This window comes from Streptomyces adustus (assembly GCF_009377175.1).
In the GTDB taxonomy this organism is placed as follows: domain Bacteria; phylum Actinomycetota; class Actinomycetes; order Streptomycetales; family Streptomycetaceae; genus Streptomyces; species Streptomyces adustus.
This window is the reverse complement of sequence record NZ_VJZD01000038.1, coordinates 25,526-51,985: the sequence shown is the minus strand read 5'-3', so window position 1 is coordinate 51,985 and position 26,460 is coordinate 25,526. Positions and strand designations below refer to the sequence as shown.

19 protein-coding genes and 1 pseudogene are annotated in these 26,460 nt (G+C 72.9%); 15 read left to right on the top strand and 5 right to left on the bottom strand.

Annotation, left to right across the window (positions count from 1 at the left end; all coding sequences use genetic code 11):
• Nucleotides 1–640, top strand: a pseudogene (locus FNH09_RS47045) (serine/threonine protein kinase); the annotation flags it as partial.
• A gap of 127 nt (nucleotides 641–767) precedes the next feature.
• Nucleotides 768–2,300, top strand: a complete 1,533-nt coding sequence (locus FNH09_RS12515; RefSeq protein ID WP_162468481.1) for a substrate-binding domain-containing protein — start codon at nucleotides 768–770, stop codon at nucleotides 2,298–2,300.
• A gap of 34 nt (nucleotides 2,301–2,334) precedes the next feature.
• Here FNH09_RS12515 and FNH09_RS12510 read toward each other — a convergent pair whose 3' ends face one another.
• Nucleotides 2,335–3,081: an SLATT domain-containing protein gene (locus FNH09_RS12510; RefSeq protein ID WP_162468480.1), complete on the bottom strand. Its 747-nt coding sequence runs from the start codon at nucleotides 3,079–3,081 to the stop codon at nucleotides 2,335–2,337.
• Between the two features lie 290 nt (nucleotides 3,082–3,371).
• Between FNH09_RS12510 and FNH09_RS12505 the strand changes: the two genes are divergently transcribed.
• The 7 genes from FNH09_RS12505 (at nucleotide 3,372) to FNH09_RS12475 (ending at nucleotide 9,903) form a co-directional block, all read left to right on the top strand.
• Nucleotides 3,372–3,716, top strand: a complete 345-nt coding sequence (locus FNH09_RS12505) for a YbaB/EbfC family nucleoid-associated protein (protein ID WP_162468483.1) — start codon at nucleotides 3,372–3,374, stop codon at nucleotides 3,714–3,716.
• Between the two features lie 99 nt (nucleotides 3,717–3,815).
• Complete coding sequence (gene recR / locus FNH09_RS12500; RefSeq protein WP_152887147.1) at nucleotides 3,816–4,415, top strand: recombination mediator RecR; 600 nt, start codon at nucleotides 3,816–3,818, stop codon at nucleotides 4,413–4,415.
• Nucleotides 4,408–5,067 carry a DUF5063 domain-containing protein gene (locus FNH09_RS12495; protein WP_152887144.1) on the top strand — a complete coding sequence of 220 codons (660 nt, stop codon included), beginning with the start codon at nucleotides 4,408–4,410 and terminating at the stop codon, nucleotides 5,065–5,067. The genes recR and FNH09_RS12495 overlap by 8 nt, the downstream gene beginning before the upstream one ends.
• A gap of 266 nt (nucleotides 5,068–5,333) precedes the next feature.
• Nucleotides 5,334–6,608 (top strand): aspartate kinase, encoded by a 1,275-nt coding sequence (locus FNH09_RS12490; protein ID WP_162468479.1) that lies wholly within the window; start codon nucleotides 5,334–5,336, stop codon nucleotides 6,606–6,608.
• Nucleotides 6,608–7,675, top strand: a complete 1,068-nt coding sequence (locus FNH09_RS12485) for an aspartate-semialdehyde dehydrogenase (RefSeq protein WP_152887140.1) — start codon at nucleotides 6,608–6,610, stop codon at nucleotides 7,673–7,675. Before FNH09_RS12490 ends, FNH09_RS12485 begins: the two co-directional genes overlap by 1 nt.
• Nucleotides 7,676–8,173: 498 nt before the next feature.
• Nucleotides 8,174–8,749 (top strand): SigE family RNA polymerase sigma factor, encoded by a 576-nt coding sequence (locus tag FNH09_RS12480; RefSeq protein ID WP_152887173.1) that lies wholly within the window; start codon nucleotides 8,174–8,176, stop codon nucleotides 8,747–8,749.
• Between the two features lie 116 nt (nucleotides 8,750–8,865).
• Nucleotides 8,866–9,903: a hypothetical protein gene (locus FNH09_RS12475; protein WP_162468478.1), complete on the top strand. Its 1,038-nt coding sequence runs from the start codon at nucleotides 8,866–8,868 to the stop codon at nucleotides 9,901–9,903.
• A 156-nt stretch (nucleotides 9,904–10,059) separates the two neighbouring features.
• On the opposite strand, the gene FNH09_RS12470 is transcribed toward FNH09_RS12475, so the two are convergent.
• Nucleotides 10,060–10,842 carry an SURF1 family protein gene (locus FNH09_RS12470; RefSeq protein WP_338017547.1) on the bottom strand — a complete coding sequence of 261 codons (783 nt, stop codon included), beginning with the start codon at nucleotides 10,840–10,842 and terminating at the stop codon, nucleotides 10,060–10,062.
• A gap of 172 nt (nucleotides 10,843–11,014) precedes the next feature.
• Here FNH09_RS12470 and FNH09_RS12465 point away from each other — a divergent pair, with 172 nt between their 5' ends.
• Complete coding sequence (locus FNH09_RS12465) at nucleotides 11,015–12,841, top strand: S9 family peptidase (protein ID WP_152887135.1); 1,827 nt, start codon at nucleotides 11,015–11,017, stop codon at nucleotides 12,839–12,841.
• Nucleotides 12,842–12,988: 147 nt separating this feature from the next.
• Here FNH09_RS12465 and FNH09_RS12460 read toward each other — a convergent pair whose 3' ends face one another.
• Entirely contained in the window at nucleotides 12,989–14,944 is a 1,956-nt protein-coding gene (locus tag FNH09_RS12460; protein ID WP_152887169.1) for an NAD(P)-binding protein, read from the bottom strand.
• Nucleotides 14,945–15,130: 186 nt separating this feature from the next.
• Here FNH09_RS12460 and FNH09_RS12455 point away from each other — a divergent pair, with 186 nt between their 5' ends.
• The 4 genes from FNH09_RS12455 to FNH09_RS12440 all read left to right on the top strand — a co-directional run bounded on the left by FNH09_RS12455 (nucleotide 15,131) and on the right by FNH09_RS12440 (nucleotide 19,407).
• Complete coding sequence (locus FNH09_RS12455) at nucleotides 15,131–16,186, top strand: permease (protein WP_162468476.1); 1,056 nt, start codon at nucleotides 15,131–15,133, stop codon at nucleotides 16,184–16,186.
• Nucleotides 16,183–17,022: a TIGR03943 family putative permease subunit gene (locus tag FNH09_RS12450; RefSeq protein WP_162468475.1), complete on the top strand. Its 840-nt coding sequence runs from the start codon at nucleotides 16,183–16,185 to the stop codon at nucleotides 17,020–17,022. Before FNH09_RS12455 ends, FNH09_RS12450 begins: the two co-directional genes overlap by 4 nt.
• A 123-nt stretch (nucleotides 17,023–17,145) precedes the next feature.
• Nucleotides 17,146–18,369: an amidohydrolase family protein gene (locus tag FNH09_RS12445; protein ID WP_152887131.1), complete on the top strand. Its 1,224-nt coding sequence runs from the start codon at nucleotides 17,146–17,148 to the stop codon at nucleotides 18,367–18,369.
• Between the two features lie 114 nt (nucleotides 18,370–18,483).
• Complete coding sequence (locus FNH09_RS12440; protein ID WP_152887165.1) at nucleotides 18,484–19,407, top strand: FkbM family methyltransferase; 924 nt, start codon at nucleotides 18,484–18,486, stop codon at nucleotides 19,405–19,407.
• Nucleotides 19,408–19,510: 103 nt separating this feature from the next.
• On the opposite strand, the gene FNH09_RS12435 is transcribed toward FNH09_RS12440, so the two are convergent.
• Together FNH09_RS12435 and FNH09_RS12430 are read right to left on the bottom strand one after the other, a co-directional pair.
• Nucleotides 19,511–20,281, bottom strand: coding sequence for a glycosyltransferase family 2 protein (locus FNH09_RS12435; RefSeq protein ID WP_338017546.1), 771 nt, complete (start codon nucleotides 20,279–20,281; stop codon nucleotides 19,511–19,513).
• Nucleotides 20,282–20,466: 185 nt separating this feature from the next.
• Nucleotides 20,467–24,657 (bottom strand): nSTAND1 domain-containing NTPase, encoded by a 4,191-nt coding sequence (locus FNH09_RS12430; protein ID WP_420802752.1) that lies wholly within the window; start codon nucleotides 24,655–24,657, stop codon nucleotides 20,467–20,469.
• Between the two features lie 550 nt (nucleotides 24,658–25,207).
• Here FNH09_RS12430 and FNH09_RS12425 point away from each other — a divergent pair.
• Nucleotides 25,208–26,458: a hypothetical protein gene (locus tag FNH09_RS12425; RefSeq protein ID WP_162468474.1), complete on the top strand. Its 1,251-nt coding sequence runs from the start codon at nucleotides 25,208–25,210 to the stop codon at nucleotides 26,456–26,458.
• Nucleotides 26,459–26,460 lie beyond the last annotated feature (2 nt).

Below are 26,460 nucleotides of genomic sequence, written 5' to 3'. Positions count from 1 at the left end.
GTCGTACGGTCCCCCGCCCGTCGGCGCGACCGTCTTCCACCAGCCCGGCGGCCCTCAGGAGGAACAGCCGCGCGACGGCCGCTCCACGGCTCTCCTCGTCGTGATCGCCCTGGTCGTCGCGCTGGCCGCGGGCGCCTCGGTGTTCGCCCTGATGAGCGGCGGCGGCCCCACCGCGGGCGGCCCCACCGCCGCACCGACCGCCGCCGCCTCCGCGCACCCCACGGCCCCCGGCCCCTCCGGGAGCCGCCCGGCGAGTTCGGGGCCCGCCTCCGAGCCGCCCGCCGACGGGGCCGTGCCCGAGGCGTACCTCGGCACCTGGGCCGCGACGATCGACGGCGCCGACGGCCCGAACACCCGCCGGCTGACCATCAAGCAGGGCCGGGTGGGCGAGGCGGTCCTCACGCTGGTCGCCGAAGGACCCGCCGGACAGGGCACGTACCACTGCGAGTTCACCGCGCGGCTGACCCGGAAGCCGGGCGCGGACGGCCCGTTGGAGATCGGTCCGTCCACCGTGACGTCCGGCGAGCCGCGTGCGTCCTGCTCGCCGGGTGCGGCGACCGAGGTCACCCTGCTGCCGAGCGGCGGCCTGGAGCGCGTGAACACCAGCACGGGGGAGTCGCTGACGTACGTCAGAGGGTGAGCAAGTGCCCTGGGTCCTGGGCGTAGTTGAACGTACGGCGAACTTCGCAGGCGTGGCCTGGAATGCCCGTTCGCGCGGCCTTACGGTGACCGCACGATTTCGGCTCGGGGCAGCGGGGGCACCCACGGTGGAGTGGCTGAGCGCAGAGAACGTCGTGGCCGTGGGGACGGCGGTCCTCGGCATCGTCGCGTCGGGCGTCATGGTCTGGTACGAGCGCCGGGTGCCGCGCCGCAAGCGGATCGGCTACCGCGTACAGATGGACAACCCGATCGGCGACGACGTCAGATCGGGTCGGGCCAACCGACGGCTGGGCCTGTTCGACGAGGCCCCGGGGATGACGGACGCCACGCTCGTCCTGCTGCGGATAGAGAACGACGGTTCGCAGAGCATCGCCGACAACGACTACACCGGACGCGAACTCCACGGTCTGACCGCGGTGTTCACCGACCGCACCATCCGGGGGGTCTCGGTCACCCAGCCGTCCGGGACCGACCACCTCATGGACCACTTCACCCCGGCCGCCGGGCTCGGCTACGAGGGCAACACCCTGCGCATCCCGCGCGTCCCGCTCAACCGCGGCGACCATTTCAAGCTGCTCGTGCTGCTCTCCGGCGGCGACGTGGGCTGCGAGATCCGGCTCAGCGGCGGCATCCGGGACGGGGAGGTGCACCCCAACCGCAGCGCGACCCCGGACGAGAAGCCGCCCCTGTTCAGCCGGGCGGCCCGGATGATCACCATCATGCTCACGCTCAGCGTGCTGACCCTCGCCGGGATCGTCGTGTCCGGCGACGGGACCCCGCCGCCCATCGGCTGCGCGCACGGCACCCTGAAGGTCACCGGCTCGACGGCCTTCGCCCCGGTGCTGAAGGAAGTCGCGCAGAAGTACCAGCAGGACTGCGAGGGGGCGACGGTGGTGGTCGACGCGCACGGTTCGACGGCCGGCATCCGGGACCTGGCGGCGGCCGGCAAGGACGGCAAGGACGGCACGGGCACGCCGTCCCTGATCGCCCTCTCCGACGGGCCCAAGCCCGGCGACATGCCCGAGCTGCGCGAGAACCGGATCGCCGTGTCGGTCTTCGCGCTCGTCGTCAACGACGACGTCCCGCTGAAGAACCTGTCGACGCGGGACGTACGGCGTCTGTACCGCGGCGAGATCACCGACTGGCGGCAGCTCGGCGGGCCGGACCTGGCCGTGCGCATGGTCAGCCGGGACGCCAACTCCGGGACCCGGCAGGTCTTCCAGCGCCGGGTGCTGGGCCGGGGCGAGATCGCGAACTCCTCCGTCGACTGCGTCCACAAGGACGACCGGACGGCCCCGGTGATCCGCTGCGAGCTGGACTCGACGGACCAGGTGCTGTCGACGGTCGCCGAGCTGCCCGGCGCGATCGGCTACAGCGAGCTCAACGCGGCCGACCGCGCGCCGGGCCTGCACCATGTGAACCTCGACGCCGACCCGCCGTCCGTCGACGCCATCGAGCACGGCACGAGCGCCTACCCCTACCGGGAGATCGAGTACGCCTACACCTACGGCCGGCCCCCGGCCGACTCGCTGGCGTCGAGCTTCCTGACCTATCTCTCGCGCGGCAACGGCCAGGACGTGATCCGCACGTACGGGCACATCCCGTGCTGGACGCCGGAGGGCATGAAGCTCTGCGCGTAGGCCGCCCGCGCACGCGCCTGCGCCGGCCGCCGGTTCAGCGCGGCTCGGGCGGGCGCTGCCGGGGCATGTTCGGCCGGGTCGGGCCCGGTGGCAGCGGGAAGCGGCCCGGTCCGGACCCGGTGTCCTGCCGGGGCACCGAGGCCATCGCCGACTGGATGCCCAGCGGTGCCGACCCGGTGCGGAACTCCACCATCCAGTCGGCGGTCTCCGTGCGCACCAGCTCGGTCACGTCCTCCGAGAACCGCCGCAGCACGCCCAGACAGCGTTCGGCGGCCTCGCTGGCCGTGCCCTCCGCCGGTCCCAGCACCTCCCGCACGCTCTCCGAGGCCCAGTCGAACTGGAGGAGCTGGAGCCGCCGCTGGACCGCCTGCGCGGTCGCCACGTCCCTTATCCATCCCGACGTCACCCCGAAGAACCGGTCGACGCCCACGCACGCCCCCGCCAGCAGCAGCGCGAGATACCCCCAGGGCGCCGCCCCGTCGAGGACCCCGGTGAAGTCCAGGAAGGGCAGCGCGGCCCCCGAGACCGCCCCGACCGCGGTACCGGTGCGCAGGCCCCACGCGACCCGCCGCTTGCCCACCCGGTCGGACAGGTACCAGGACGCGGTCTCCAGCGCCCCGCGCTCCACCCACCGGTACAGCTCGTCCAGCCGCTCGGCGGGCTCACCCCAGTCGCCGAGCGGGAACGCCCGCCCGGTCAGGTCGCCCGGCCGCGGCCCGGCAGGGCCCTCGCCCCGCCCGTCCTGAGGCGGACCCTCGGGCTGCATCTCCGGCTGACCCACCCGGCACTCCCTACTGATCCCGACCGATCACGTTGTGTGACGTACTGACATCCTCACATCGCGACACCGTGACGTCTGATGCTGATGCGCCGCATCCTTCCTACCGCCCAATGGGTGGCGAAGAGGCCGGTTTCCATGCTTTTACGCCTGGAAGAGGGTCTTGATCAGGTATAGGGCGGACAATCGTGTCACTCGAAAGAGTGCTAGGGCGATGCCTGGCTGGACCACGTAGGCTCGTGCCAGGCGAGGAAAACCTCGCCCCGACAGCCGTACGAAACCAGGAGCTGATCGTGATTCCCGGTGGTGGCCAGCCCAATATGCAGCAGCTGCTCCAGCAGGCCCAGAAGATGCAGCAGGACCTGGCGCGGGCGCAGGAGGAACTGGCGCGGACGGAGGTCGACGGTCAGTCGGGTGGCGGTCTGGTGCGGGCGACCGTGACGGGGTCCGGCGAGCTGCGCGCCCTGAAGATCGACCCGAAGGCGGTGGATCCGGACGACACCGAGACCCTCGCCGACCTGGTCGTCGCGGCCGTCCAGGCGGCCAACGAGAACGCGCAGACCCTCCAGCAGCAGAAGCTCGGCCCGCTGGCCCAGGGGCTGGGCGGCGGCAGCGGCATCCCCGGCCTGCCGTTCTGACGTTCGTACCGAGTCGGGTCCGTACCGCCTTCCTCGAACGGGCGACGGCCAACTACGGTACGTACTGAAAGTCCTCGAAAACCCAGGAAGGGCAGTCCGTTGTACGAAGGCGTGGTCCAGGACCTCATCGACGAGCTGGGGCGGCTCCCGGGCGTCGGTCCCAAGAGCGCGCAGCGGATCGCCTTCCACATCCTCCAGGCGGAACCGACGGACGTCCGTCGGCTGGCGCACGCTCTCCTCGAAGTGAAGGCGAAGGTCCGTTTCTGCGCGACCTGCGGCAATGTGGCGCAGGAGGAACTGTGCGGGATCTGCCGCGACAGCCGCCGCGACGCCACCGTCATCTGTGTCGTCGAGGAGCCCAAGGACGTCGTGGCCATCGAGCGCACCCGTGAGTTCCGCGGCCGCTACCACGTCCTGGGCGGCGCGATCAGCCCGATCGAGGGCGTGGGCCCGGACGACCTGCGGATACGGGAACTCCTGGCCCGCCTGGCCGACGGCGCGGTCACCGAGCTGATCCTGGCCACGGACCCGAATCTGGAGGGCGAGGCGACAGCGACGTATCTCGCCCGCATGATCAAGCCCATGGGCCTGAAGGTCACCCGCCTGGCCAGCGGCCTCCCGGTGGGTGGCGACCTGGAATACGCGGACGAGGTCACCCTCGGCCGCGCCTTCGAGGGGAGACGACTCCTAGATGTCTGACGCCACGCTGCACGCGATCGAGCCGAGTCCGGACGACTTCGCGGTCCAGATCGCGGACCAGATCGAGAGCTTCCTGGTAGCCGTCACCGAGGTCGCGAAGGGCGACGAACCCGGTTCGACCGTTCCCTTCCTCCTGCTGGAGGTCTCCCAGCTGCTGCTGGCGGGCGGCCGGCTCGGCGCGCACGAGGACATCGTCCCCGACGAGCGCTATGAGCCCGACTCGGGCCCGGAGGCGGACGTGGACGACCTGCGCGAGAACCTGGCCCGGCTGCTGGACCCGATCGACGTCTACTCGGAGGTCTTCGACCCCTACGAGCCCCGCAAGGCGCCGGTCCCGGCCCGGATCTCCGACGACCTCGCGAACGTCATCACCGACCTGCGCCACGGTATGGCCCACTACCGCGCGGGCCGCATCACGGAGGCCCTGTGGTGGTGGCAGTTCTCCTACTTCTCCAACTGGGGCTCGACGGCCTCGGCCACGCTCAGGGCGCTGCACTCGCTGCTGGCCCACATCCGGCTGAACCAGCCCCTGGAGGAGCTGGACGGTCTGGACACGGACATGGACGTGAGCGACGACGCGCTGGAGATCGAGGCCGGCCGGGTCATGGCCGAGGAGATCGCGGGCCCGCTCGGGCTCGGGCCGGTCTCCTAGGGCGCGAGGGGGCGGGATACCCGGCCCGGGATCCCGGCTCCGCCCGCCGGGCGGGTGCCCGGTCGCCTCTGCAAGCTGGATCACAGTCCCCCGCCGGTGTGTCACGGGTGTCAGCGGGCAGGGAGTCCCCGGGTACGAACGAGCGGCCGGACATCTCACCATGCGATACCGCGGAGGTGAAATTCGGGCGCTCGTTAGACTGAGCCGACCCCGCAGTACACCGGCGTATGTGCGGGAAATCAGACAAAACTGAGCGAGGAGCGCACGTGGGCCTTGTCGTGCAGAAGTACGGAGGCTCCTCCGTAGCCGATGCCGAGGGCATCAAGCGCGTCGCCAAGCGAATCGTGGAAGCGAAGAAGAACGGCCACCAGGTGGTCGTCGTCGTTTCCGCGATGGGCGACACGACGGACGAGCTGATCGATCTCGCCGAGCAGGTATCCCCGATGCCTGCCGGGCGTGAGTTCGACATGCTGCTGACCGCCGGAGAGCGTATCTCCATGGCACTGCTGGCCATGGCGATCAAAAACCTGGGCCACGAGGCCCAGTCGTTCACCGGCAGCCAGGCAGGCGTCATCACCGACTCGGTCCACAACAAAGCCCGGATCATCGACGTCACGCCGGGCCGGATCCGCACCGCGCTGGACGAGGGCAACATCGCCATCGTCGCCGGTTTCCAGGGTGTCAGCCAGGACAAGAAGGACATCACCACGCTCGGGCGCGGCGGGTCCGACACCACGGCCGTGGCCCTGGCCGCCGCCCTGGACGCCGAGGTCTGCGAGATCTACACCGACGTCGACGGCGTGTTCACCGCCGACCCGCGGGTGGTGAAGAAGGCGAAGAAGATCGACTGGATCTCCTTCGAGGACATGCTGGAGCTCGCCGCGTCCGGCTCCAAGGTGCTGCTCCACCGCTGTGTGGAGTACGCCCGCCGTTACAACATCCCGATCCATGTGCGCTCGTCCTTCTCGGGACTCCAGGGCACCTGGGTCAGCAACGAGCCGAAGCAAGGGGACAAGAAGGTGGAGCAGGCCATCATCTCCGGTGTCGCGCACGACACCTCCGAGGCCAAGATCACGGTCGTCGGTGTGCCGGACAAGCCGGGCGAGGCCGCCGCGATCTTCCGCACCATCGCCGACGCCCAGGTCAACATCGACATGGTCGTGCAGAACGTGTCCGCCGCCGCGACCGGCCTGACGGACATCTCCTTCACCCTGCCGAAGACCGAGGGCCGCAAGGCCATCGACGCCCTGGAGCGCAACCGGTCGGGCATCGGCTTCGACTCGCTGCGCTACGACGACCAGATCGGCAAGATCTCCCTCGTCGGCGCCGGGATGAAGACCAACCCGGGTGTCACGGCGTCCTTCTTCGAGGCGCTGTCCGACGCGGGGGTGAACATCGAGCTGATCTCCACCTCCGAGATCCGCATCTCGGTCGTCACGCGTGCCGACGACGTGCCGGAGGCCGTCCGCGCGGTGCACACCGCCTTCGGTCTGGACTCCGACAGCGACGAGGCCGTCGTCTACGGAGGCACCGGCCGCTGATGACCGCAACCGGTCGCTCCGGACGGCCGGCGCTGGCGGTCGTGGGAGCGACCGGCGCCGTCGGCACCGTCATGCTCCAGATCCTGTCCCAGCACGCGGACATCTGGGGCGAGATCCGTCTGATCGCCTCGCCGCGCTCGGTCGGCCGCAAGCTGGCCGTGCGCGGCGAGCAGGTCGAGGTGGTGGCCCTGTCGGAGGAGGCCTTCGACGGGATCGACGTCGCCATGTTCGACGTGCCCGACGAGGTCGCCGCGCACTGGGCCCCGCTCGCCGCGGCCAGGGGCGTGGTGGTCGTGGACAACTCCGCCGCCTTCCGGATGGACCCCGAGGTGCCGCTCGTGGTGCCCGAGGTCAACGCGCACCGGGCGCGGGTGCGGCCGCGCGGGATCGTCGCCAGCCCGAACTGCACGACCCTGTCCATGATCGTGGCGCTGGGCGCGCTGCACGCCGAGTTCGGGCTGCACGCGCTGGCCGTCTCCTCCTACCAGGCGGTGAGCGGCGCCGGCCGGGCGGGCGTCGAGACCCTGCGACGGCAGCTGTCCCTGGTCGTCGGCACCGAGCTGGGGTCCGGCCCCGGTGATGTGCGCCGGGCCGTCGGGGACGACACCGGGCCCTTCCCCGAGCCCGTGGCCCTGAACGTCGTGCCGTGGGTCGGATCGCTGCGCGAGGACGGCTGGTCGTCGGAGGAGATGAAGGTGCGGGACGAGTCCCGCAGGATCCTCGGACTGCCGGAGCTGCCCGTCGCGGTGACGTGCGTACAGGTGCCGGTGGTGACCACGCACTCGCTCACCGTGCACGCCCGCTTCGAACGCGAGGTGACCGTCGGGCGGGCCCGGGAGATCCTCGCCACAGCCCCCGGGGTCGTCCTGTACGACGACCCGGGCGCCGGCGAGTTCCCGACGCCCGCCGACGTGGTCGGCACGGACCCGACCTGGGTCGGCCGGGTGCGCCGGTCGCTGGACGATCCCACCGCGCTGGAACTGTTCGTGTGCGGCGACAATCTGCGCAAGGGTGCCGCCCTCAACACCGCGCAGATCGCCGAACTGGTGGCGGCCGAGATCCGCTGAGCCGGTCGCCCGCCGGGGAAAATGCCTGGCGGCGGCCATCTTCTTTGTACTATCCATGAGTCGCGTGTGCGGTACGTGTGAGACGGCTGGGGGTGGACAAGTGGTCCGGACCACTTGATCATGAAGTGCGCACGGCCGAAGATTTTCTCCCCGTCCTCCGCAACCGCGCCGAGGGCGGGGAGCGTCTTTGCGGTCGCCCTTCCGGGTGTTGGGGGCGTGTGTGATCCAGGCGTGGGGACACCGTGGCGCGGGAGTGGGGACGCCCGCGTATGGACATAGGGGAAGAGCGGGACGCATGAGGGCGATAGAGGCAACTTTCGTTGTGCTGCCTGACGCGAGACCGTCGGCCGGCGCGGCCGACGCAAAACTGACGCCCGGCACGTACAACCCTCACCGGGGGGAGCGTGTCCAACTGGCGTGGCAGAGGTACTCGAACTCACAGCGGCGCCCCGCGGCATCATGCTGCGCCCGCCCCGACCGCCGCGCATGCCCGGCGGCATGCCGGTGATCTCGCCCGTGCCCGCAGCGCGGCCAGCCCGCATCCCGAGCCAGCGTGACGGCGCCGACGACACCGTGGCGGCCGGCACCACCGTCGACCATCTCACCGAGACCTACCGCACCCACTACCGCTCGCTGCTCGGGCTCGCGGCGCTCCTGCTCGACGACACCGCCTCCTGCGAGGACGTCGTCCAGGAGGCGTTCATCCGCGTCCACTCGGCGCGCAAGCGCGTACGGGACCCGGAGAAGACCCTCGCGTATCTGCGCCAGACGGTCGTCAACCTCTCCCGCTCCGCGCTGCGCCGGCGCATCCTCGGCCTCAAGCTGCTCTCCAAGCCGATGCCGGACATGGCGAGCGCCGAGGAAGGGGCCTACGACCAGCTGGAGCGCGACTCCCTGATCAAGGCGATGAAGGGCCTCCAGCGCCGCCAGCGCGAGGTCCTGGTGCTGCGCTACTTCGCGGACATGACCGAGGCCCAGGTCGCCGAGGCGCTCGGGATCTCGCTGGGCTCGGTGAAGGCGTACGGGTCCCGTGGCATCGCGGCCCTGCGCGTCGCCATGGAGGCGGCGGCGTGAGGGAAGAAGCCGAGGGCAGGGACTCCCATGAGCGGCACGAGCCGTACGCGTGGCACGAGCCGATGACGTCACTGCACGAGCAAGGATCGAAGCAATCGCACGCTGGGAACGGAACCGTGAACCACAGCCCTGACGAAAAGAGCCCGGCCGGGCTCGACTCGGGCGAGCTGGCGCTCCGCAGCCTGCTGCACGAAGCCGTCCGGGACATCGAGCCACGCGACGGCACCCTGGACCACCTGCGGCGCGCGGTACCGGCCCGCCGGGCGCGCAAGCGGCAGGCAGCCGTCGGTCTGGCGGCCGCCGCCCTCTTCGTCGGCACCGCCATCCCCGCGCTGCTGCACGTCTCCTACTCCGGCGGCTCCGACGCCGACCCGTCGATCGCGGCCGACAGCTCCCAGGCACAGGGCGGCGCCACCTCGGGCAAGGGCCCGGACGGCGGCTCCAGCACCTCGGGCGGGGCCGGCGGCAAGACCTCCGGCACCGGCCAGGGCGACTCCAAGGACAGCGGCCAGAGCAAGGACCCCGGCACCGCCACCGGCGCGTCCGCCGACCCCTCGGCCAGCAGCACGCAGACCGTCGCCGCCTGCACCGCCGACCAGCTCGGCTCCAGCAGCGCGACCGCCGAGGTCCCCGACTCGGCCGGCGTCGTCTACGGCACCTTCCGGATCGCCAACGTCTCCACCACGGGCTGTACCGTCGGCGGGCCCGGCAGCGTCTCGCTGCTCGCCCAGGGTGCCGCGGACGCCACCCGGATCACCGTCGTGGAACACGCCGCGGGCGACGCGGCGGCCGGACTGCCCGACCCGTCGCTCTACGTCCCCCAGCTGACCATCGCACCCGGTTCCGCCTACGAGGTGAAGTTCGCCTGGGTGCCCTCCGCGACCTGTCCCACCACCGGCACGGGCAGCGGCACCGACAGCGGCGGCTCCACCCCCGCCCCGAGCCCGAGCCCGACCGGAGCGAGCGCCGCGTCCGGCTCCACCACCGGCAGCGACACCGGCACCGCCGCCCAGATGATCAGGGCGGACGGCACGGTCGACGGCGGCGTGGCCGTCTCGTACACCCCGGAGGCGGGCTCGCCGACGGCTTCGGTGACGGTGTCCAACGCCTGCGCGGGCACGGTCTACCGGACGGGCGTGCTGGCGGCGTCGTAACAGCGACGGCGGCCGGCACGGTCACGGGCCCGGGATCCGGTGCTGCCCGGTCCGTCCGGGTCCGGCGCGGGATCCGGTGACGCCGGAGGCCGTCCGGGGCCGTGCGGGATCCGGTGACGAGACGGGCCGTCGGGGAAATCCTCGGCGGCGGCCCGGTCAGACGGCCGCCGGCTGCTCCCCCTCGGGCAGCAGCCCCAGCTCCGCGTCCCGCGCGAACTCCACCTCACGGCGCATCAGCCGGAACCACATGAAGACCACGAAGCCGGCGAACACGAACCACTCGCCGGTGTAGCCGAGGTTCTGGAACGCCTTCAGATCCAGCCCGGTGTCCGCCGGGGCGGCCGCGGGCACGGCCTTCATCCCCGAGTCCCCCCGGTCCAGCGTGACCCAGGCGTCGTACACGTCGTAGGGCACGAGGTTCACCAGGGACGCCGCGCTGATCGCCGCCGTCTGCCCGGCGGGCAGCCCGCCGCGCGCGCTGACGCCGTTGTCCCCGGGGGTCTCGGACGCCTGGAGCGCGCCGGTGACGGTGACGTCGCCGGCCGGCGGGGCCGGGGCCTTCGCCGGGTCGGCGTTGCCGGGCAGCCAGCCGCGGACCACGGGCAGGGCCTTGCCGTCGTCGGTGCGCAGCAGCGTCAGCACGTAGAAGCCGGCGCGGCCGTCCAGCTCACGGCCGGGGACGAGCAGCTGCTTGCCGTACCGGCCGGTCGCGGTGACCCGGTCGCCGGACGTCTCCTTGTCCACGGGCAGCAGCTCGGCCAGCGGCCGGGGCGTCTGCGTCCGGTCGGCCGTGGCCTGCGCGCCCGCCTCGCGGTGGTCGGCCACCCGGGACTCGAACCGACTCAGCTGCCAGGACCCCATGAAGACGCAGAAGGGGATGGCCAGCAGCACGAAGAGGTTGATCCCCCACCAGCGGGGCGTCAGCAGGAACCGGTACACACCGACCACGGTACGGGGCGCCCGTGCGAGGCCGGTCGGCGGGGGAGCGGCGGACCTTCCGGGGCGGGAAAGGTAAGAGAAGGAAAGCGGAACGGTAAGGGACTGCCTGAAGTTGTCCACAGCCTGGGGACCTCGCCGGTGGATCGGCGCGCGGGACGGGCAATATGGGGCCATGACTGAGAGCAACGGGTCCGTCTCGCCGGATCAGCAGGTACAGCGCGAGGAGATGCCGGACTGGGAGAAGCGCTTCCGGGCGCCGCGGGTGTCGCTGCCCGACTGGGCGGAGGACGCACCGCACCGCTCCGTGTTCGTGTCGAACGCGACCGGGACGTACGAGCTGTACGCCTGGGACCGTTCGACGGACGAGCAGCGTCAGGTCACGGACCGGCCGAACGGCACGACCGACGGCGTGCTCTCCCCGGACGGCGCCTGGATCTGGTGGTTCGACGACAAGGACGGCGACGAGTTCGGCGTCTGGCGCCGCCAGCCCTTCGAGGGCGGCGAGGACGAGCTCGCCGCGCCCGGCCTGGACCCGTCGTACCCGGCGGGCCTGGCCCTGGGCAGGGACGGCCGCACGGCCGTCGTCGGCCGCTCCACGGACGACGACGGTACGACCCTGCACCTCGCCCGGGTGGGCGAGCCCCCGGTGGAGATCTACCGGCACCGCGAGTCGGCGGGCGTCGGCGACCTCTCGCACGACGGCTCGCTGATCGCCATCGAGCACACCGAGCACGGCGACGCGATGCACTCGGCGCTGCGGGTGCTGCGCCCCGACGGCACGGCGGTCGCCGAACTGGACGACACCGAGGGCGGCACCCGGGAACTGGGCCTGGAGGTGCTCGGCTTCGCCCCGGTCGACGGCGACACCCGGCTGCTCATCGGCCACCAGCGGCGCGGCCGCTGGGAGCCGCTGGTGTGGGACGTGGCCACCGGCGCCCAGAGCGACCTGATGCTGGACCTGCCGGGCGATGTGAGCGCCGAGTGGTACCCGGACGGCAGCGGGCTGCTGATCGCGCACGGCTTCGAGGCCCGCAGCGAACTCTTCCGCTACGACCTCGCCACCGGCGCGCTGGAGCGGGTCTCCACGCCGCCCGGCACGGTCTCCGGGGCGACGGCCCGCCCGGACGGCACGGTGGAGTACCTGTGGTCGTCGTCGGCCGAGCCGTCCACCGTCCGCTCGACGGGCGGCGGCGTGGTCCTGGACCCGCCGGGCCTGAAGTCCCCGGGCTCGGTGCCGGTCGAGGACGTCTGGGTGGAGGGGCCGGGCGGCCGTATCCACGCCCTGATCCAGAAGCCCGCGGGCGCCACCGGCCCGCTGCCCACGGTCTTCGACATCCACGGCGGCCCGACCTGGCACGACAGCGACTCCTTCGCGGCGGCCCCGGCGGCCTGGGTGGACCACGGGTACGCGGTGGTCCGGGTCAACTACCGTGGCTCGACCGGCTACGGCCGGGCCTGGACGGACGCCCTGAAGCACCGCGTCGGCCTGATCGAGCTGGAGGACATCGCCGCCGTCCGCGACTGGGCGATCGGCTCCGGCCTGGCCGACCCCTCCCGGCTGATCCTCACCGGCGGCTCCTGGGGCGGCTACCTCACGCTGCTGGGCCTCGGCGTCCAGCCGGACGCCTGGACCCTGGGCATCGCCGTGGTCCCGGTCGCCGACTACGTCACGGCCTACCACGACGAGATGGAGGCCCTGAAGGCGATGGACCGCACCCTGCTGGGCGGCACCCCGGAAGAGGTCCCGGACCGCTTCGAGGCGTCCTCCCCGCTCACCTACGTCGACCGGGTCAAGGCCCCGGTCTACATCTCGGCGGGCGTCAACGACCCGCGCTGCCCGATCCGCCAGATCGAGAACTACGTCAAGCGCCTGGAGAGCCGCGCCGCGGTCCACGAGGTGTACCGCTACGACGCGGGCCACGGCTCGCTGGTCGTGGACGAGCGGATCAAGCAGGTACGGCTTGAACTGGAGTTCGCGGAGAGACACCTCGGCGGCTGACGACCGTACGGATCCGGGCCCGTCCGGCGGACCAGGACGGGCCCGCCCGCCCCGGCCGGCCTCCGGGACACCGCCCCCGAAGCCCGGAACGGGCGGGCGTGGGGGCGCGAACGGGAACCGGCGCCGCCCGGCGGGGTGCGGGTGCTCCTACACCCCGCCCTGCCTGCGGGTCCGGCGGCCCAGCAGCTCCGCCATGCCCCGTCGCGTCGCCGCCAGCACCACCCGGTCCTCGTTCCCCAGCACATAGGTGTCGGGCAGGTTCCACACCAGCCCCGACTCGCCCTGCCCCGCCTCGGGCGCATCCGTTCCCGATTCCGGCCGGGCACCGGCGGACCCGGACCCCGCCGGGACGCACGACCCCGTCGGGTCCAGCGCCAGCACCCGCCAGGCTCCCGCCCGGAACGCCTCGGCAACCGTCTTCCCGGCCAGCTGCGGATGGTCGGCAACCCGCACCGCCGCGAACAGCAGCACCCGCCGCTCCACCGGGATCGCCCCCAGGATCTGCCGCCCCAGCATCGCCCCGGCGAAAGCGGGCGCCGCCAGATGGGAGACGCTCCGGCTGCGGGTGAGCGCCTGGGGATGCGCGGCCCGCAGGGTCCGGAACACGGCGGTCGAGAAGTCGTCGTCGTACAGCCGCAGCACCACCCGCAGATCGGGCCGCAGGGCCCGCGCGTACAGCACCGCCTCCAGGTTCGTGGTGTCCGAACTCGTCACCGCGAGCAGCGCGTTGGCCCGATGGATCTTGGCAGCCTCCAGGACGCCCTCCTGGGTGACGTCCCCCAGCACCACCGGCACCCGCAGCCGCCGGGCCAGCGCCAGTCCCCGTGCCTCGGGTCCGCTCTCCACGCACACCACGGGGATGTTCAGTTCCCGCAGCCGCTTCAGCACCCGGGTGCCGATCTTGCCGAGCCCGAGCAGCACCACATGCCCGCTCATCCCGCGCGGCGGCTTGCGCAGCGCGGCCGCGCTGCGGAACGTGCCGAGCGCCTCGAGGACCGCCGCCAGCAGCACCGGCAGCAGCAGCAACCCGACCAATCCGGACAGCAGTTGCAGCACCTGCCGTTCGGTGGACGCCCCGATCGCCGGGTCGTCGATGGCGAAGAGGTCCAGCAGCGTGAGATACAGCGCGCCCAGCGGATGGATCCCGGTCACCAGCCACAGGGCCACCGCCAGCGCCAGCACACAGCCCGCGAGCCCGGCCAGCGACAGCCGCAGCTGCCGCGAGAACAGCGAGGTGAACGGCGGTACGACGCCCCTGCCGAGGCCGGCCGACGCCGATGCGGGCGGCGCGGAGTACGACACCTGTTCCAGCACGACGGTCCCGCGCCCGGAGGCGGCCCGGACCGTGGCCGCGTCGGGCAGCAGTTGCGGTTCGTGCTCGCCGCCGGTCTCGGAACCGTCCGTGCCCGAAGGGTCGTTGAGCGTCGGGGACAGCAGGGCGAGCGTGGCCAGCCCGGGATCGGCCGCCTGGCCGGGCCCCGGCGGCGGCCGGTCCACCGCGCGCAGCAACAGCCCTTCCGTCTGCACGACCTTGGTGGTGCCGGCGACGGCCGAGGCCACCAGCGCGGGCGCCGCGGTGTCGGCGTCGGACAGCACGATGGTGGAGGCGTCGCCCGGGCCCGCGGTACCGTCCGCGGCGGCCGCCAACGCGGCTGTCTGGTCCAGGAGTTCCTCGATGTGCTGGCCGAGTCGCCAGTTGTACAGCCGCAGCACGAGCCGCAGGCGGGGATTGATCCGCCGGGCGGTGAGGGCCGCACGGATGTTGGTCTCGTCGTCCTCGTACACCAGCGCCAGCGCGGCCGCCTGCGCCACCCCGGCCTCGGCCAGCACGACCTCGGACGGCTCGTCCGCCGTCAACGTCCGCTCGCGTGCGCCTGGTTCACTGCCGGAGCCACCGCCACCGCCGTTGCCCGAGGCCCGGTTGACCGCCGCGCTCACCACCCGGTCGAGCAGCGCCGCCGACACCGCCCTGGCCCGTTCGACCGCCGGCGCCCGGGTCGTGCGCTGCACCGGCGGGACGACGAGCGTGACCTGCTCCTCGTACACCCCGCGCAGCTCGGCGGCGAGCCGGTGCGCGAGCCCGTCGTCGCCGCAGACCACCATGTGCGCGCCGACGTCCGTCGGCAGACCCTGATTCGGAACGCTCGCCACGAGGGAGAAGACTGCCCCACCGGGACGGATGGTTCCAGACGGGACCTGAACACCGCCCCCCACGGCCACGTAGTAATGGGGGGAAACACGGAGAACCCGGAGAACCCGGAGAACGCGGAAAGCGGAGGTGCCCGACCCGTGGCGATCACCGACACGGCCCCGCCGGGAGCCGACGACGGTGCCGGTCTCGATCCCGAGGCCGGCCCGGGCCCCGACACCGGCCCCCGCGAGCCGCAGCGGGAGGCCCGCCGGCTCGACTCCACCCTCGCCCTGACGATGCTCCTGCTGGTGCTGGTGGTGTTCCAGGGCCCGCTGCGCCGGGCGCTGTCCGCACCGGTGATGCAGAGCTGGACCACGGTGTTCGTGGCGGTGGTCGTCCAGGCCCTGCCCTTCCTGGTCCTCGGAGTCCTGCTGTCGGCGGCCATCGCCGTCTTCGTGCCGCCCTCCTTCTTCGCTCGCGCCCTGCCGAGCCGCCCCGCGCTGGCGGTGCCCGTCGCGGGGATGGCGGGTGCGGTGCTGCCGGGCTGCGAGTGCGCGTCGGTGCCGGTGGCGGGCGCGCTGGTGCGCCGGGGCGTCACCCCCGCCGCGGCCCTGGCCTTCCTCCTCTCCGCCCCGGCCATCAACCCGATCGTGCTGACCGCGACCGCCGTGGCCTTCCCCCGCGACCCCGAGATGGTGCTGGCCCGCTTCGTCGCGAGCCTGGTGGTGGCGTGTGTGATGGGCTGGCTGTGGCAGCGCCTGGGCCGTACCGACTGGCTGCGGCTGCCCGCGCACGCGCCGCACGACGGCGAGAGCAGGGGCGCCGCGTTCTGGGGCTCGGTCCGGCACGACGTGATGCACGCGGGCGGCTTCCTGGTGCTGGGCGCGATGGCGGCGGCGACCCTGAAGGCGGTGGCGCCCGCGAGCTGGCTGCGGACCGCGGCCGACAACCCGGTGCTCGCCGTCCTCGCGCTGTCGGTGCTCGCCGTGCTGCTGTCGATCTGCTCGGAGGCGGACGCGTTCGTGGCCTCGTCGCTCTCCCAGTTCTCGCTGACCGCCCGGCTCGCGTTCCTGGTCGTCGGCCCGATGATCGACCTGAAGCTGTTCGCCATGCAGGCCGGCACCTTCGGCCGGGCCTTCGCCCTGCGCTTCGCTCCCGCCACGTTCGTCCTCGCGATCACCGTGGCGGTCCTGACCGGGACGGTGCTCCTGTGAACCGCCTTGCCCAGGCAGCCGTGATGTTCCTGCTCGGCGCGGCCCTGCTGCACGCCGGGACGACCGACCTCTATCTGCGCTACGTCAAGGCGGGCCTCCAGCCGCTGCTGCTGGCCTCGGGCGCGGTGCTCATCGTGACGGCGCTGGCGACCGCGTGGTACGACCGACGCGCGACGAAGGCACCCGCGACGGCCGCGACGGCCGCGACGGCCGCGACGGCCTTGGTCGCCGAGGCGGCGAAATCGCCCGCGCCGACCGCGACGGCCGGAACGCCGGAGGAAGCCTCCGCGGCCGAAGCCGCCCACGGCCACGGTCACACCCACGTCCACCGCGAGCCCCGGATCTCGTGGCTCCTGGTCCTTCCCCTGCTGGCCCTCATCCTGGTCGCCCCGCCCGCCCTCGGCTCCTACAGCGCGACCCGCACGGGTACGGCGCTGCAACAGCCGCTCGCCTATTCACCGCTGCCCGCCACCGGCCCGCTGCGCCTCAGCGTGGTCGACTACGCGGGCCGGGCGGTCTACGACCACGGCCGCACCCTCACCGGCCGCCGGATCCAGCTCACCGGCTTCGTGGCCCTCGACCGCGACGGCACCCCGTACCTGGTCCGGATGGCCCTCAACTGCTGTGCCGCGGACGCCCAGCCGGTCAAGGTCGGCCTGACCGGGCACATCCCGCCGGTCCTCCAGCCGGACACCTGGCTCCGGATCACCGGCACCTACACCCCCCGGCGGGTGAAGGACCCCGTCAACAACGGCCCGATCCCGTTCATCGAGGTCATCGCGGCCGAGCCGGTGCCGGTGCCGCACGACCCGTACGACGAGACCTGGAACACCTGACGGGGTCCGCGGGAGCCGGGGGAGGGAACCGTCCGGCTGCCCCTTGCGGTCGAGGTGAGCACCACCTAACTTGAACTGACGGACCGTCAGATTCGATGGTGGGTCGGCAGTGAGGGGTTGGTCATGGTCGGCAAGGACGGCGGCACCGCGGAACTGCCCAGGGTCATCAGCGTGGACGACCACGTGATCGAGCCGGCGCACCTGTTCGAGACCTGGCTGCCGAGCAAGTACCGGGACAAGGGGCCGAAGCCCTTCACCGCCGGGATCGGCGACCTGGCGTACGTCGGCGGGAAGTACCGCTTCACCACCGACCCGGACGGCCAGCAGACCGACTGGTGGGAGTACGAGGGCGAGATCTTCCCGTACAAGCGCATCATCGCGGCCGTCGGCTTCTCCCGCGACGAGATGACCCTCGACGGCATCACCCGCGAGCAGATGCGCCGCGGCTGCTGGGACCCGAAGGCCCGGCTGGCGGACATGGACCTCAACCACGTCGAGGCCTCCCTGTGCTTCCCGACCTTCCCGCGCTTCTGCGGCCAGACCTTCGCGGAGGCCCGGGACAAGGAGGTCGGACTCGCCTGTGTGCGCGCCTACAACGACTGGATGGTCGACGAGTGGTGCGGGGACAGCGGCGGGCGCCTGATCCCGCTGTGCCTGATCCCGCTGTGGGACGTGCACCTGGCCGTCGCGGAGATCCGGCGCAACGCGGCCCGCGGGGTGCGGGCGGTGACCTTCAGCGAGATCCCCACCTATCTCGGGCTCCCCTCGATCCACTCCGGCTACTGGGACCCGTTCTTCGCCGCCTGCGAGGAGACCGGCACGGTCGTCAACATGCACATCGGCTCGTCGTCGCAGATGCCCGCCGCCTCCCCGGACGCGCCCCCGGCCGTGCAGGCCGCGCTGAGCTTCAACAACGCCATGGCGTCGATGATGGACTTCCTCTTCTCCGGGGTGCTGGTGAGGTTCCCGCGGCTGAAGCTCGCCTACAGCGAGGGGCAGATGGGGTGGATCCCGTACGCCCTGGAGCGCGCCGACGACGTGTGGGAGGAGCACCGCGCCTGGGGCGGGGTCAAGGACCTGATCCCGCAGCCGCCCTCGACGTACTACTACCGGCAGATCTTCTGCTGCTTCTTCCGCGACCGGCACGGCATCGAGGCGATCGAGACCGTGGGCGTGGACAACGCGACCTTCGAGACGGACTACCCGCACGTCGACTCGACCTGGCCGCACACCAAGGCGGTGGCGCAGGAGCATGTGGCGGGTCTGCCGGACGAGGTGACGTACAAGCTGCTGCGCGGCAACGCCATCCGGATGCTGGACCTGCCCTTCGACCGCGACGGGAGCTGAGCCGGGCGGTTCGCCGGGTCCCCGCACGGGCAGGCATCAGGCAGGCGGCCGCGCGGGCCGCAGCACCGGGTTCCGATCGATCCGACGGGAGTGTGGATGACGGCCTTCGCCCCGATGAGCGGTCCGGTCGCGGAGCTGCTGGTCACGCTCGGCCGTCGCTACGTACGGGACGCCCCCGGCTCGTTCGGCAAGGGACGGCTCGCCGCGCGCCACCTCAACCCCTATCTGCGCGAGCACCCGCGCCGACGCGTCGTCGAGACCCGCTCCGGAGCCCGGTTCGCGGTCGACACCCGGGACCTGATCCAGCGTTACCTGTATCTCTTCGGGGTGTGGGAGCCGCATCTGACGAGCTGGCTGCGGCGTCGGCTGGGGCCGGGCGACTGCTTCGTCGACGTCGGCGCCAACGTCGGGGTGTTCAGCGTGCTGGCCTCACAACTCGTCGGTGACACCGGCCGGGTGGTGGCGATCGAGGCCTCCCCGGACTTCCACCGCAGGCTGTCGCAGCAGTGCCGGCTCAACGGCTGCCGCAACGTCCGCGCGGTCAACGCGGCGGTCTCGGACGGCCGCCGGACCCTGACCTTCGTCCTGGCCAGCTCCGCCAACACGGGGGCGAACAGCATCGTCCCGTACGACGGTCCGGCGGAGTCCACCTTCGACATCGAGGCCCGGCCGCTGCCGGAACTGCTCGAACCCGCCGAGATCGCCGCCGCCCGGGTCGTCAAGATAGACGTCGAGGGCGCCGAGGGGAGCGTCGTACGCGGCCTGGCGCCCTTGCTGGACCGGCTCCGGCCCGACGCGGAGATCTGCGTCGAGGTGACTCCCGAGCGGATGGCCGCGCTCGGCGACTCCCCGGGGGAACTGTTGCGCACGATGACCGACGCGGGTTTCCACGTCTACCGGCTGGCCAACGACTACGCCGCCGAGAGCTACCCCGCGGCGCTCGGCGGAACCCCCGGCATCGCGGTCCGCCTGCGCGGCCCGGTCAACGCCGAGAGCGACCTGATCTTCTCCCGCGTGGACGCGGAGATACTTCCCTAGGCCCTGTCCGACGGAGTCATGCCGCAGACGCGGGATCCGACAAGGCGCCGCTGCTTTCCCGCGACGTGATCCGCCGGACAGGCCCCGGCGGCGCGGCCGGGCGTCAGTCCGCGGCCGGATACCCCCACCGCAGCCCGGCCAGCGCCCGCGCCCGCTGCTCCACGACCGTCATCCGGGCGGCCCGTTCGGCCGGGTCGGTGTGGGCCGCCTGGCCGGTCGCCTGCCCCTCCCACTTGCGGTACAGCAGCCCCACCTCCGCCGAGAACCAGCCCCGGCTCACGGAGTTCAGCGCCAGCAGCAGACCCGTGTCCTCGGACGCGGGCAGCGCCATCCAGCCGCCGAGGGCGAGCAGCAGTTCCCGGCGCACGCAGAGCGTCGCCGGATGGACCGGGGCACGGAAGTCGTTCGCCTTCCAGAAGTCGAGCACGGCGCCCCGCTCGACGGGCCCGTCGTCGGGGTCGCCGGGGAAACCGGCCGTCGAGCCGTCGGGCAGCACGTCCAGGGCCCGGGACGTCGTCCAGCCGATACCGGGATCGGCTTCGAGGACCGCCAGGTCGCGGGCGAGCGCCCCCTCGGCGAGCCGGTCGTCGGCGTCCAGGACCTTCACGTACGGGCCGTCCGCGCGGGCCAGGGCGATCGTGCGGGCGACGCCGGGGCCACCGGGGCGGCCCTGCCCGAAGGAGATCCGCCGGTCGTCGGGGACGTGACGGCGGACCGCGTCGGTGCGGCCGTCCTCCTGGATCACCCACTGCCAGTCCCAGCCCCGCGGCAGCCGCTGCTCGCACAGCGAGCGGTACGCCTCCGGCAGGAACCGGGCCGAGGGCGGGTGGACGGCGGTGACGATGACGACGCGCCCGTTCACCGCGGCACTCACCACCTCTCCAGGGGTTCGGACGAGCGGGGCAGGCGCGGGCCGGGGCCACCGGCACGCAAGCGCCCGACCGCTGGCGACGGGGGATGCACCAGCGATCGGGCTACGACCAAGCCTAACAAGGCTGCTCCTTCGGCGGAGGGCGACGGCTCGTCCCCTCAGGTGCTGTGATCGGGATCACCGAGATGTCAGGGGGCGCACGGGGGGTCGTAGGAGAGCCGGGGCAGGTATTCGTGCCATTTCTCCGGGGTCAGGACCCCCCGCGTGGTCGAGCAGATGTGCCGGATGGCCGCGTCGGCGTCCAGATTCCACAGCCGTACGGTGTCGGCGCCGCTGGACACCCCGAGCAGCCGGCTGCCCGGACCGAACGACAGGAAGTTGCCCGTCTTGGCGTTGGGGCTCAGCGACTGCCCGATGGGCGTGGCGTCGGACGGGTCGGCGATGTTCCAGAGCCGTACGGTGTTGTCGTTGCCGCCGCTCGCCAGGGTGCGGCCGTCCGCGCTGAACGTCAGCGACACGACCGCCTCGGTGTGACCGGTGAGCGGGGAACCCAGCCGTCTGGCCCGGCCGGGGTCGGTGATGTCCCACAGCCGCACGGTGTCGTCGTCGCTGCCACTGGCCAGCGTCTGCCCGTCCGGGCTGAAGGCGAGTGTGTTGACCGGGCCGAGATGCCCCGCGAGCGGCGCGCCGAGCGGGACGGCGGCGGCCGGGTCGGTCACGTCCCACAGCCGTACGGTGTCGTCCGCCCCGCCGCTGGCCAGCGTCCGCCCGTCCGGGCTGAACGCGAGGGTGTACACGTACCCGCGGTGGCCGGTCAGCGGGGTGCCCAGCGGCCGCAGCCGGGCCGGATCGGTGGCGTCCCACAACCGGACGGTGCGGTCGTCGTAGGCGGTCGCGAGGGTGTGCCCGTCGGGGCTGAACGCCAGCGCGTCGGGGCCCGCGTACCGCGTCCGCAGCGCCACCGGCGGCGCGTAGGGCACCGGCCGGGCCGGGTCGGCGACGTTCCACAGCTGCACCGCCCGACTTCCGGTCAGCACCGCCAGCGTGCGGCCGTCGGGGGAGAACACCAGGGAGCGCACGTCGCTCTCCGCGGGCGTGAACGGCTTGCCCAGCAGCACCGGCCGACCGGGCGTGCCCACGCTCCACAGCCGGACCCGCTGGTCGCGCGCGGCCGTGGCGAGCACCCGGCCGTCCGGCCGGAACGCCCCGATCCGGCCGATCATGTCGGACGTCGGTATCGACCACAGCCGGACCTTGCTGTCGCCGCTGCCGGTGGCGAGGGTGCGGCCGTCCGGACTGAAGCCCAGCGCGTACATCTCGCCGCTGCTGCCCGCCAGGGGCTCGCCGACCTGCGAGGGGTAGGCCGGGTCGCTGACGTTCCACAGACTCGCCGTGCTGTCCGCGCTGGCCGCGGCGAGCATGGTCCCGTCCGGGCTGAAGGCCACCGACCAGACGGGTCCGGTGTGGCCGGCCAGCGGCGCGCCGAGCGGGACGGCGGCGGCTGGGTCGGTCACGTTCCACAGCCGTACGGTGTCGTCCGCGCTGCCGTCGGCGAGCGTGCGCCCGTCGGGGCTGAAGGCCAGCGAGTGCACCGTGCCGGTGTGGCCGGTCAGGGCCGCGCCGACGGGCACGGGCCGCCGCGGGTCGGCCGTGTTCCACAGCCGGACCGTGTCGTCGTCGCCCCCGGCCGCCAGCGTGCGCCCGTCGGGGCTGAACGCCACGGAGCGCACCGCGGCCGTCGCCCCCCGCAGCGCGCCGATCGCCCGCGGGCGGCCCGGATCGGCCGTGTTCCACAGCCGTACGGTGCGGTCCTCGCAGGCGGCGGCCAGGGTGCGGCCGTCGGGAGCGAACGCGAGCAGATAGATCGTCCCGCCGTGACCGGGTACCGGCTCGCCGAGCGGCCTGGGCCGGGCGGGGTCGGCCAGGTCCCACAACCGGATCATGCCGTCGTCGCCGGCCGCGGCGAGGGTGCGGCCGTCCGGGCTGAAGACCGCGCTGCTCACCCAACTCGTGGGCCCGGTCAGGGGCTTGCCGAGCGGCTTCGGGCGGGTCGGGTCCGACACGTCCCACAGCCGTACGGTCCGGTCGTAGCTGGCGGTGGCCAGCAGCCGCCCGTCCGGGCTGAACGAGGTGAGATAGACGGCGCCGGTGTGGCCGAGCAGCGGAGTGGCCAGCGGCGCGTTCACGATCGAGACCAGCCGGTTGTTCGCGCCCTCGTCGTCCGGCCGCAGCTGGTGGGCCACCAGGTCGAGCTGGGCCGACAGCGACGGATCCGTGTACTGGACGCGGTCGGCCTCGGCGACCACCTGCTCGAACACCGCGTCGTTGCGCTGCTGCCAGGCCACCACCGCCGAACCGACGGCCAGCAGAGCCAGCACGATCAGTGCCGACACCGCGCTCCGGCCGATCCACACGGTGCGCCTGCGCAGCCGTACCGAGGCGGCCAGGAACTCCACCGCGCTGCGGGTCAGGAAGGTGTCCCCGGCGGTCTTCGCCCAGGTGCGGGCCTGGTCCAGCCGGGAGCCGCGGTAGAGCAGGGAGTGGTCGCGGGCCGATCCCTCCCAGGACCGGCCGTCCTCCTCCAGCTGCTGGCGCACCAGGTGGTCGTTGCGGTCCTCGTCGATCCAGTCGCGCAGCCGCGGCCAGGCGTGCAGCAGCGCCTCGTGGGTGATCTCCACGGTCTCCGAGTCGAGCGTCACCAGCCGGGCGCGCACCAGCGCCTCCAGCGACTCCTCCGTCTTGCCGGGGTCCGTCGACTCCTCCGCCAGCTGGCGCCGCGTGCCACGTCTGCGGGTCGCCTGGGTGTCCTCGCCGAGGCGGACCAGCCTGAGCAGCAGCAGTCGCGCGGCCGTGCGGGCCGCCGGGTCGAGATCGGACCAGGCCTGCTCGGCGGTGGCCGCCACCGCCCCCTGGATCCCGCCCGCCGCGCGGTAGCCGGCCAGCGTCAGCCGGCCCGCCTTGCGCCGCTGCCAGGTGGCGAGCAGCGCGTGGGACAGCAGCGGCAGCACCCCCGCGTCGTGCGCCCCGCGGGGGCCGTCGGCGCTCACCTCCCGCACGATCAGTTCCGCGAGCCCCGGCTCCAGTTCCAGCCCCACCGCCCTGGCCGGTCCGGTCACCGCCTCGCGCAGCTCCGTGGTGGTCAGCGGACCCAGCACCATGTGCCGGTGCTGGAGCGCGTCGGACAGCTCGGGGTAGCCGAGGCACTGCTCGTAGAAGTCGGCGCGGATACCGAGGACCACGAGCACGGGGGGCGAGGCGTCCGGGCCGCCGTCCGGTGCGCCGGGGCCGGCCGGCGTGGTGGGGTCGGCGGGCGTGCACGCGGCGTGCAGGAGCCGGACGAAGATACGCCGGTCCGTCTCGTCGGAGCAGAGGGTGAAGGTTTCCTCGAACTGGTCCACGATGACGACCGGGCGGGCGGCCGGGGCCGACCCGCGGTGCGCCCACGCGGTGACGGCCTCCCGTACGGCACGGGCGAAGCGCGGGGTGTCGGCCTCCCGCGCGGCGGCCGCGAACCGCTGCGCGCCGGACTCGTGGGCGGCGGCGTCCCGCGTTCCGGGCTCGGGGGTGGCCGCGTTCCGTGCGCCGGGCTCGGGGGTGGCCGCGTTCCGTGCTCCGGGCTCGGGGGTGGCCGCGTTCCGGGCGTCGGCGACGATCTCGCGCAGCCCGGGTATCCGCCGGATGAGTTCCGCGAGCGGATCCGCGCCCGGCACCAGCTGGAGCACCTCCCGGGCCCGGCCGTCCGTGGCGCTCTCGGCGCCGCCGGGCGCGCGGTCCCGCAGCGCGGGCACCAGACCGGCGTTGAGCAGCGAGGACTTGCCCGCTCCCGAGGCGCCCACGAGCATGACCAGACCGCCCGAGCGCTCCGCCGCGCGGAGTTGGGCGACCAGGGAGTCGGTGCTGCGTTCCCGGCCGAAGAACCACCGGGTGTCCTGGGGGCGGTAGGGCGCGAGCCCGCGGTACGGGCACACCCCCGCGGGGACGGCCGAGGCGTCGGTCGGCGGCTGTCCCGGCTCGGCCGCCGCGGCCGGTGGGTCGCCGACCGGGTCGGCCACCGCCCGCTCCCACAGCCGCTGCCACTGGACCAGGTCGTAGAGGCCCGCGGACACCGGCGTGGGCCGGGCGCGCCGTGCCTCGGGGATCAGGATGTGCAGCACCGCGGCGAGGGCGGTGAACTGGGCCGGTACGTTCCGGGCCCGTCGCCAGTCGCTGATCCGCTGCACGGACACCCGTACGGGCCGGCCGCGTTCGTCGAACCTCTGCAACCGCACGACCGCGTCGGACACGCTCCGCAGCGGCGGGTTGCCGGCCTCCCGGTACAGCAGCGCGAGGCGTTCCGCGAAGGCCGTGCGTGCCCCCGAGTCGGAACTCAAGGTCGCCACCCCTTACTTCCCCGCACCGGAACGTCCGGACCGGAAAACCCACTTTATACGGCTGACCTGCGAAGAAGGCATGGTTCCGGCCCCGGAACCTCCTCTGTGGGCGCCTTGGCTGGCAGGATCATGCCGTAGCGGAGCGGTGACGGGTTGTCGCACAGGCGGTCGACCAGCCCGGCGTTCGGAGAGGCACCTCATGACACCGTACGTTCTCGGCCGGATTCGGCCGGGACCACGGGGCGGCGGCCGAGGCCGCGGCGCATGAGTCCGGCAGGACCCGCGGAGCCGGCCCCCAGGGGGCGGGCTCGCACCTGACCGCGGATCCGGCTCTTCCGGGGCCGTGCCGACCCGCCGCGACGGTACGGGCCGACGCCGTTCGCGGCACCGCTCGACACCGGTCCCCACGAGGGGAGGGACCGGTGCCGGACGATCCGACACCGGCCGCTGCACGCAGAGGCCGTCTTCCTGGTGGAGGACGGCCTCGGAGCCGTTTCCGGCGCTCCGGAGGTGCCGAACCCGTCGCGCAGAATGGTTCCTTCCTGTCAGGCTCGGACCCGTGACGTACGTAGTGACCGTGGACACCTGCATCCCGGAGGGGACTCCGGAGATGGACCCGCTGCAACGTGCCGGAGCCGTGGCACTCATCGAAGAGGGATTCGACTCCGTCAGGTCCGTCGAAGGACCCGACGGCGTGGAGGTCGAACTGCTCGACAGCATCGTGGCCGTCCACCCCGGCGGCGCCCTGCTGAAGGTCGTCGTGGACGCCCCGGCCCTGGAGCTCGCCGAGGAGTCGGTGCAGGCGCTGGTGGACGAACTGCTGGAGCGCACCGAGCTGCTGGTCGACTGGACGATCGAGCGGTGCGAGGTCGAGCTGCACGAGGATCTGGCCAGGAAGAGCCTCGACGCGGCCGACGGCCCCGACGCCCCGCCCGACGACCCGGCCGCCCGCCGGGCCCGCCACATCGAGGACCGCGCGGCGGAGGACCCCGAAGGCCTCCCCGACACCGAGGCGAAGGCGACGGCCGCCCGGGCCCGGATGATGGACCTGGCCGGCGAACTCCGCTCGTTCTCCCCGGCGGTGTTCGGCGCGCCGGACGAGGACGAGTCCGGGGGCGGAGACGAGTCCGGTGCCGGAGACGAGGCCGGCACTGGTACCAGGACCGGGCCCGGTACCAGGACCAGGACCGTGCTCGGGACCGGGCCCAGGACCGGGCTCGGAGAGGAACCTGACCGTCAGGAGCGCGCGGTCTCCGCGGAGAGCGCCAGACTCGCCGCCGGCGCCCTGGTCCACGCGACCGACATCCTGGTGGACGGGCTGTTCCAGGACATGCAGGTCCTGACCCAGGAGGACGCCACCGTCGCCGAGTGCGAGGGCCCCCTGTGGCATCTGGAGCGCCTGCCCGACCGCTATGCGCTCAGGTACGACGCCAACTTCGCCCGCCGCTTCCTGGTGACGGTCATCGCCATGACCACCCGCTTCACCGACGGCAGCTTCCAGCGGCTCAGCTGCGTCGCCGAGGAACTCGCCCTGAGGTTCCTCCTGAGCGAGACGATCACCACCCTGGAACTGCACGGCCTCCTGGACGACGACGTCGCGGCCGCCCTCGACTCGTTCGCGGCCAACGTCTACGAGGACATGGACCACGAGTGGCTCTACGACGGCACCCTGCACGGCACCGACGAAACCGCCCCGGGGGCCGCTCTGGGGGCCGCCCCCATGTCCTTCCGGTCCTGGTTCACCCCGTTCGACCCGGGCAGATACGTACACCCCTCGGCGACGGACGAAGCGGAGAGCGCGGCGCGCTGAGC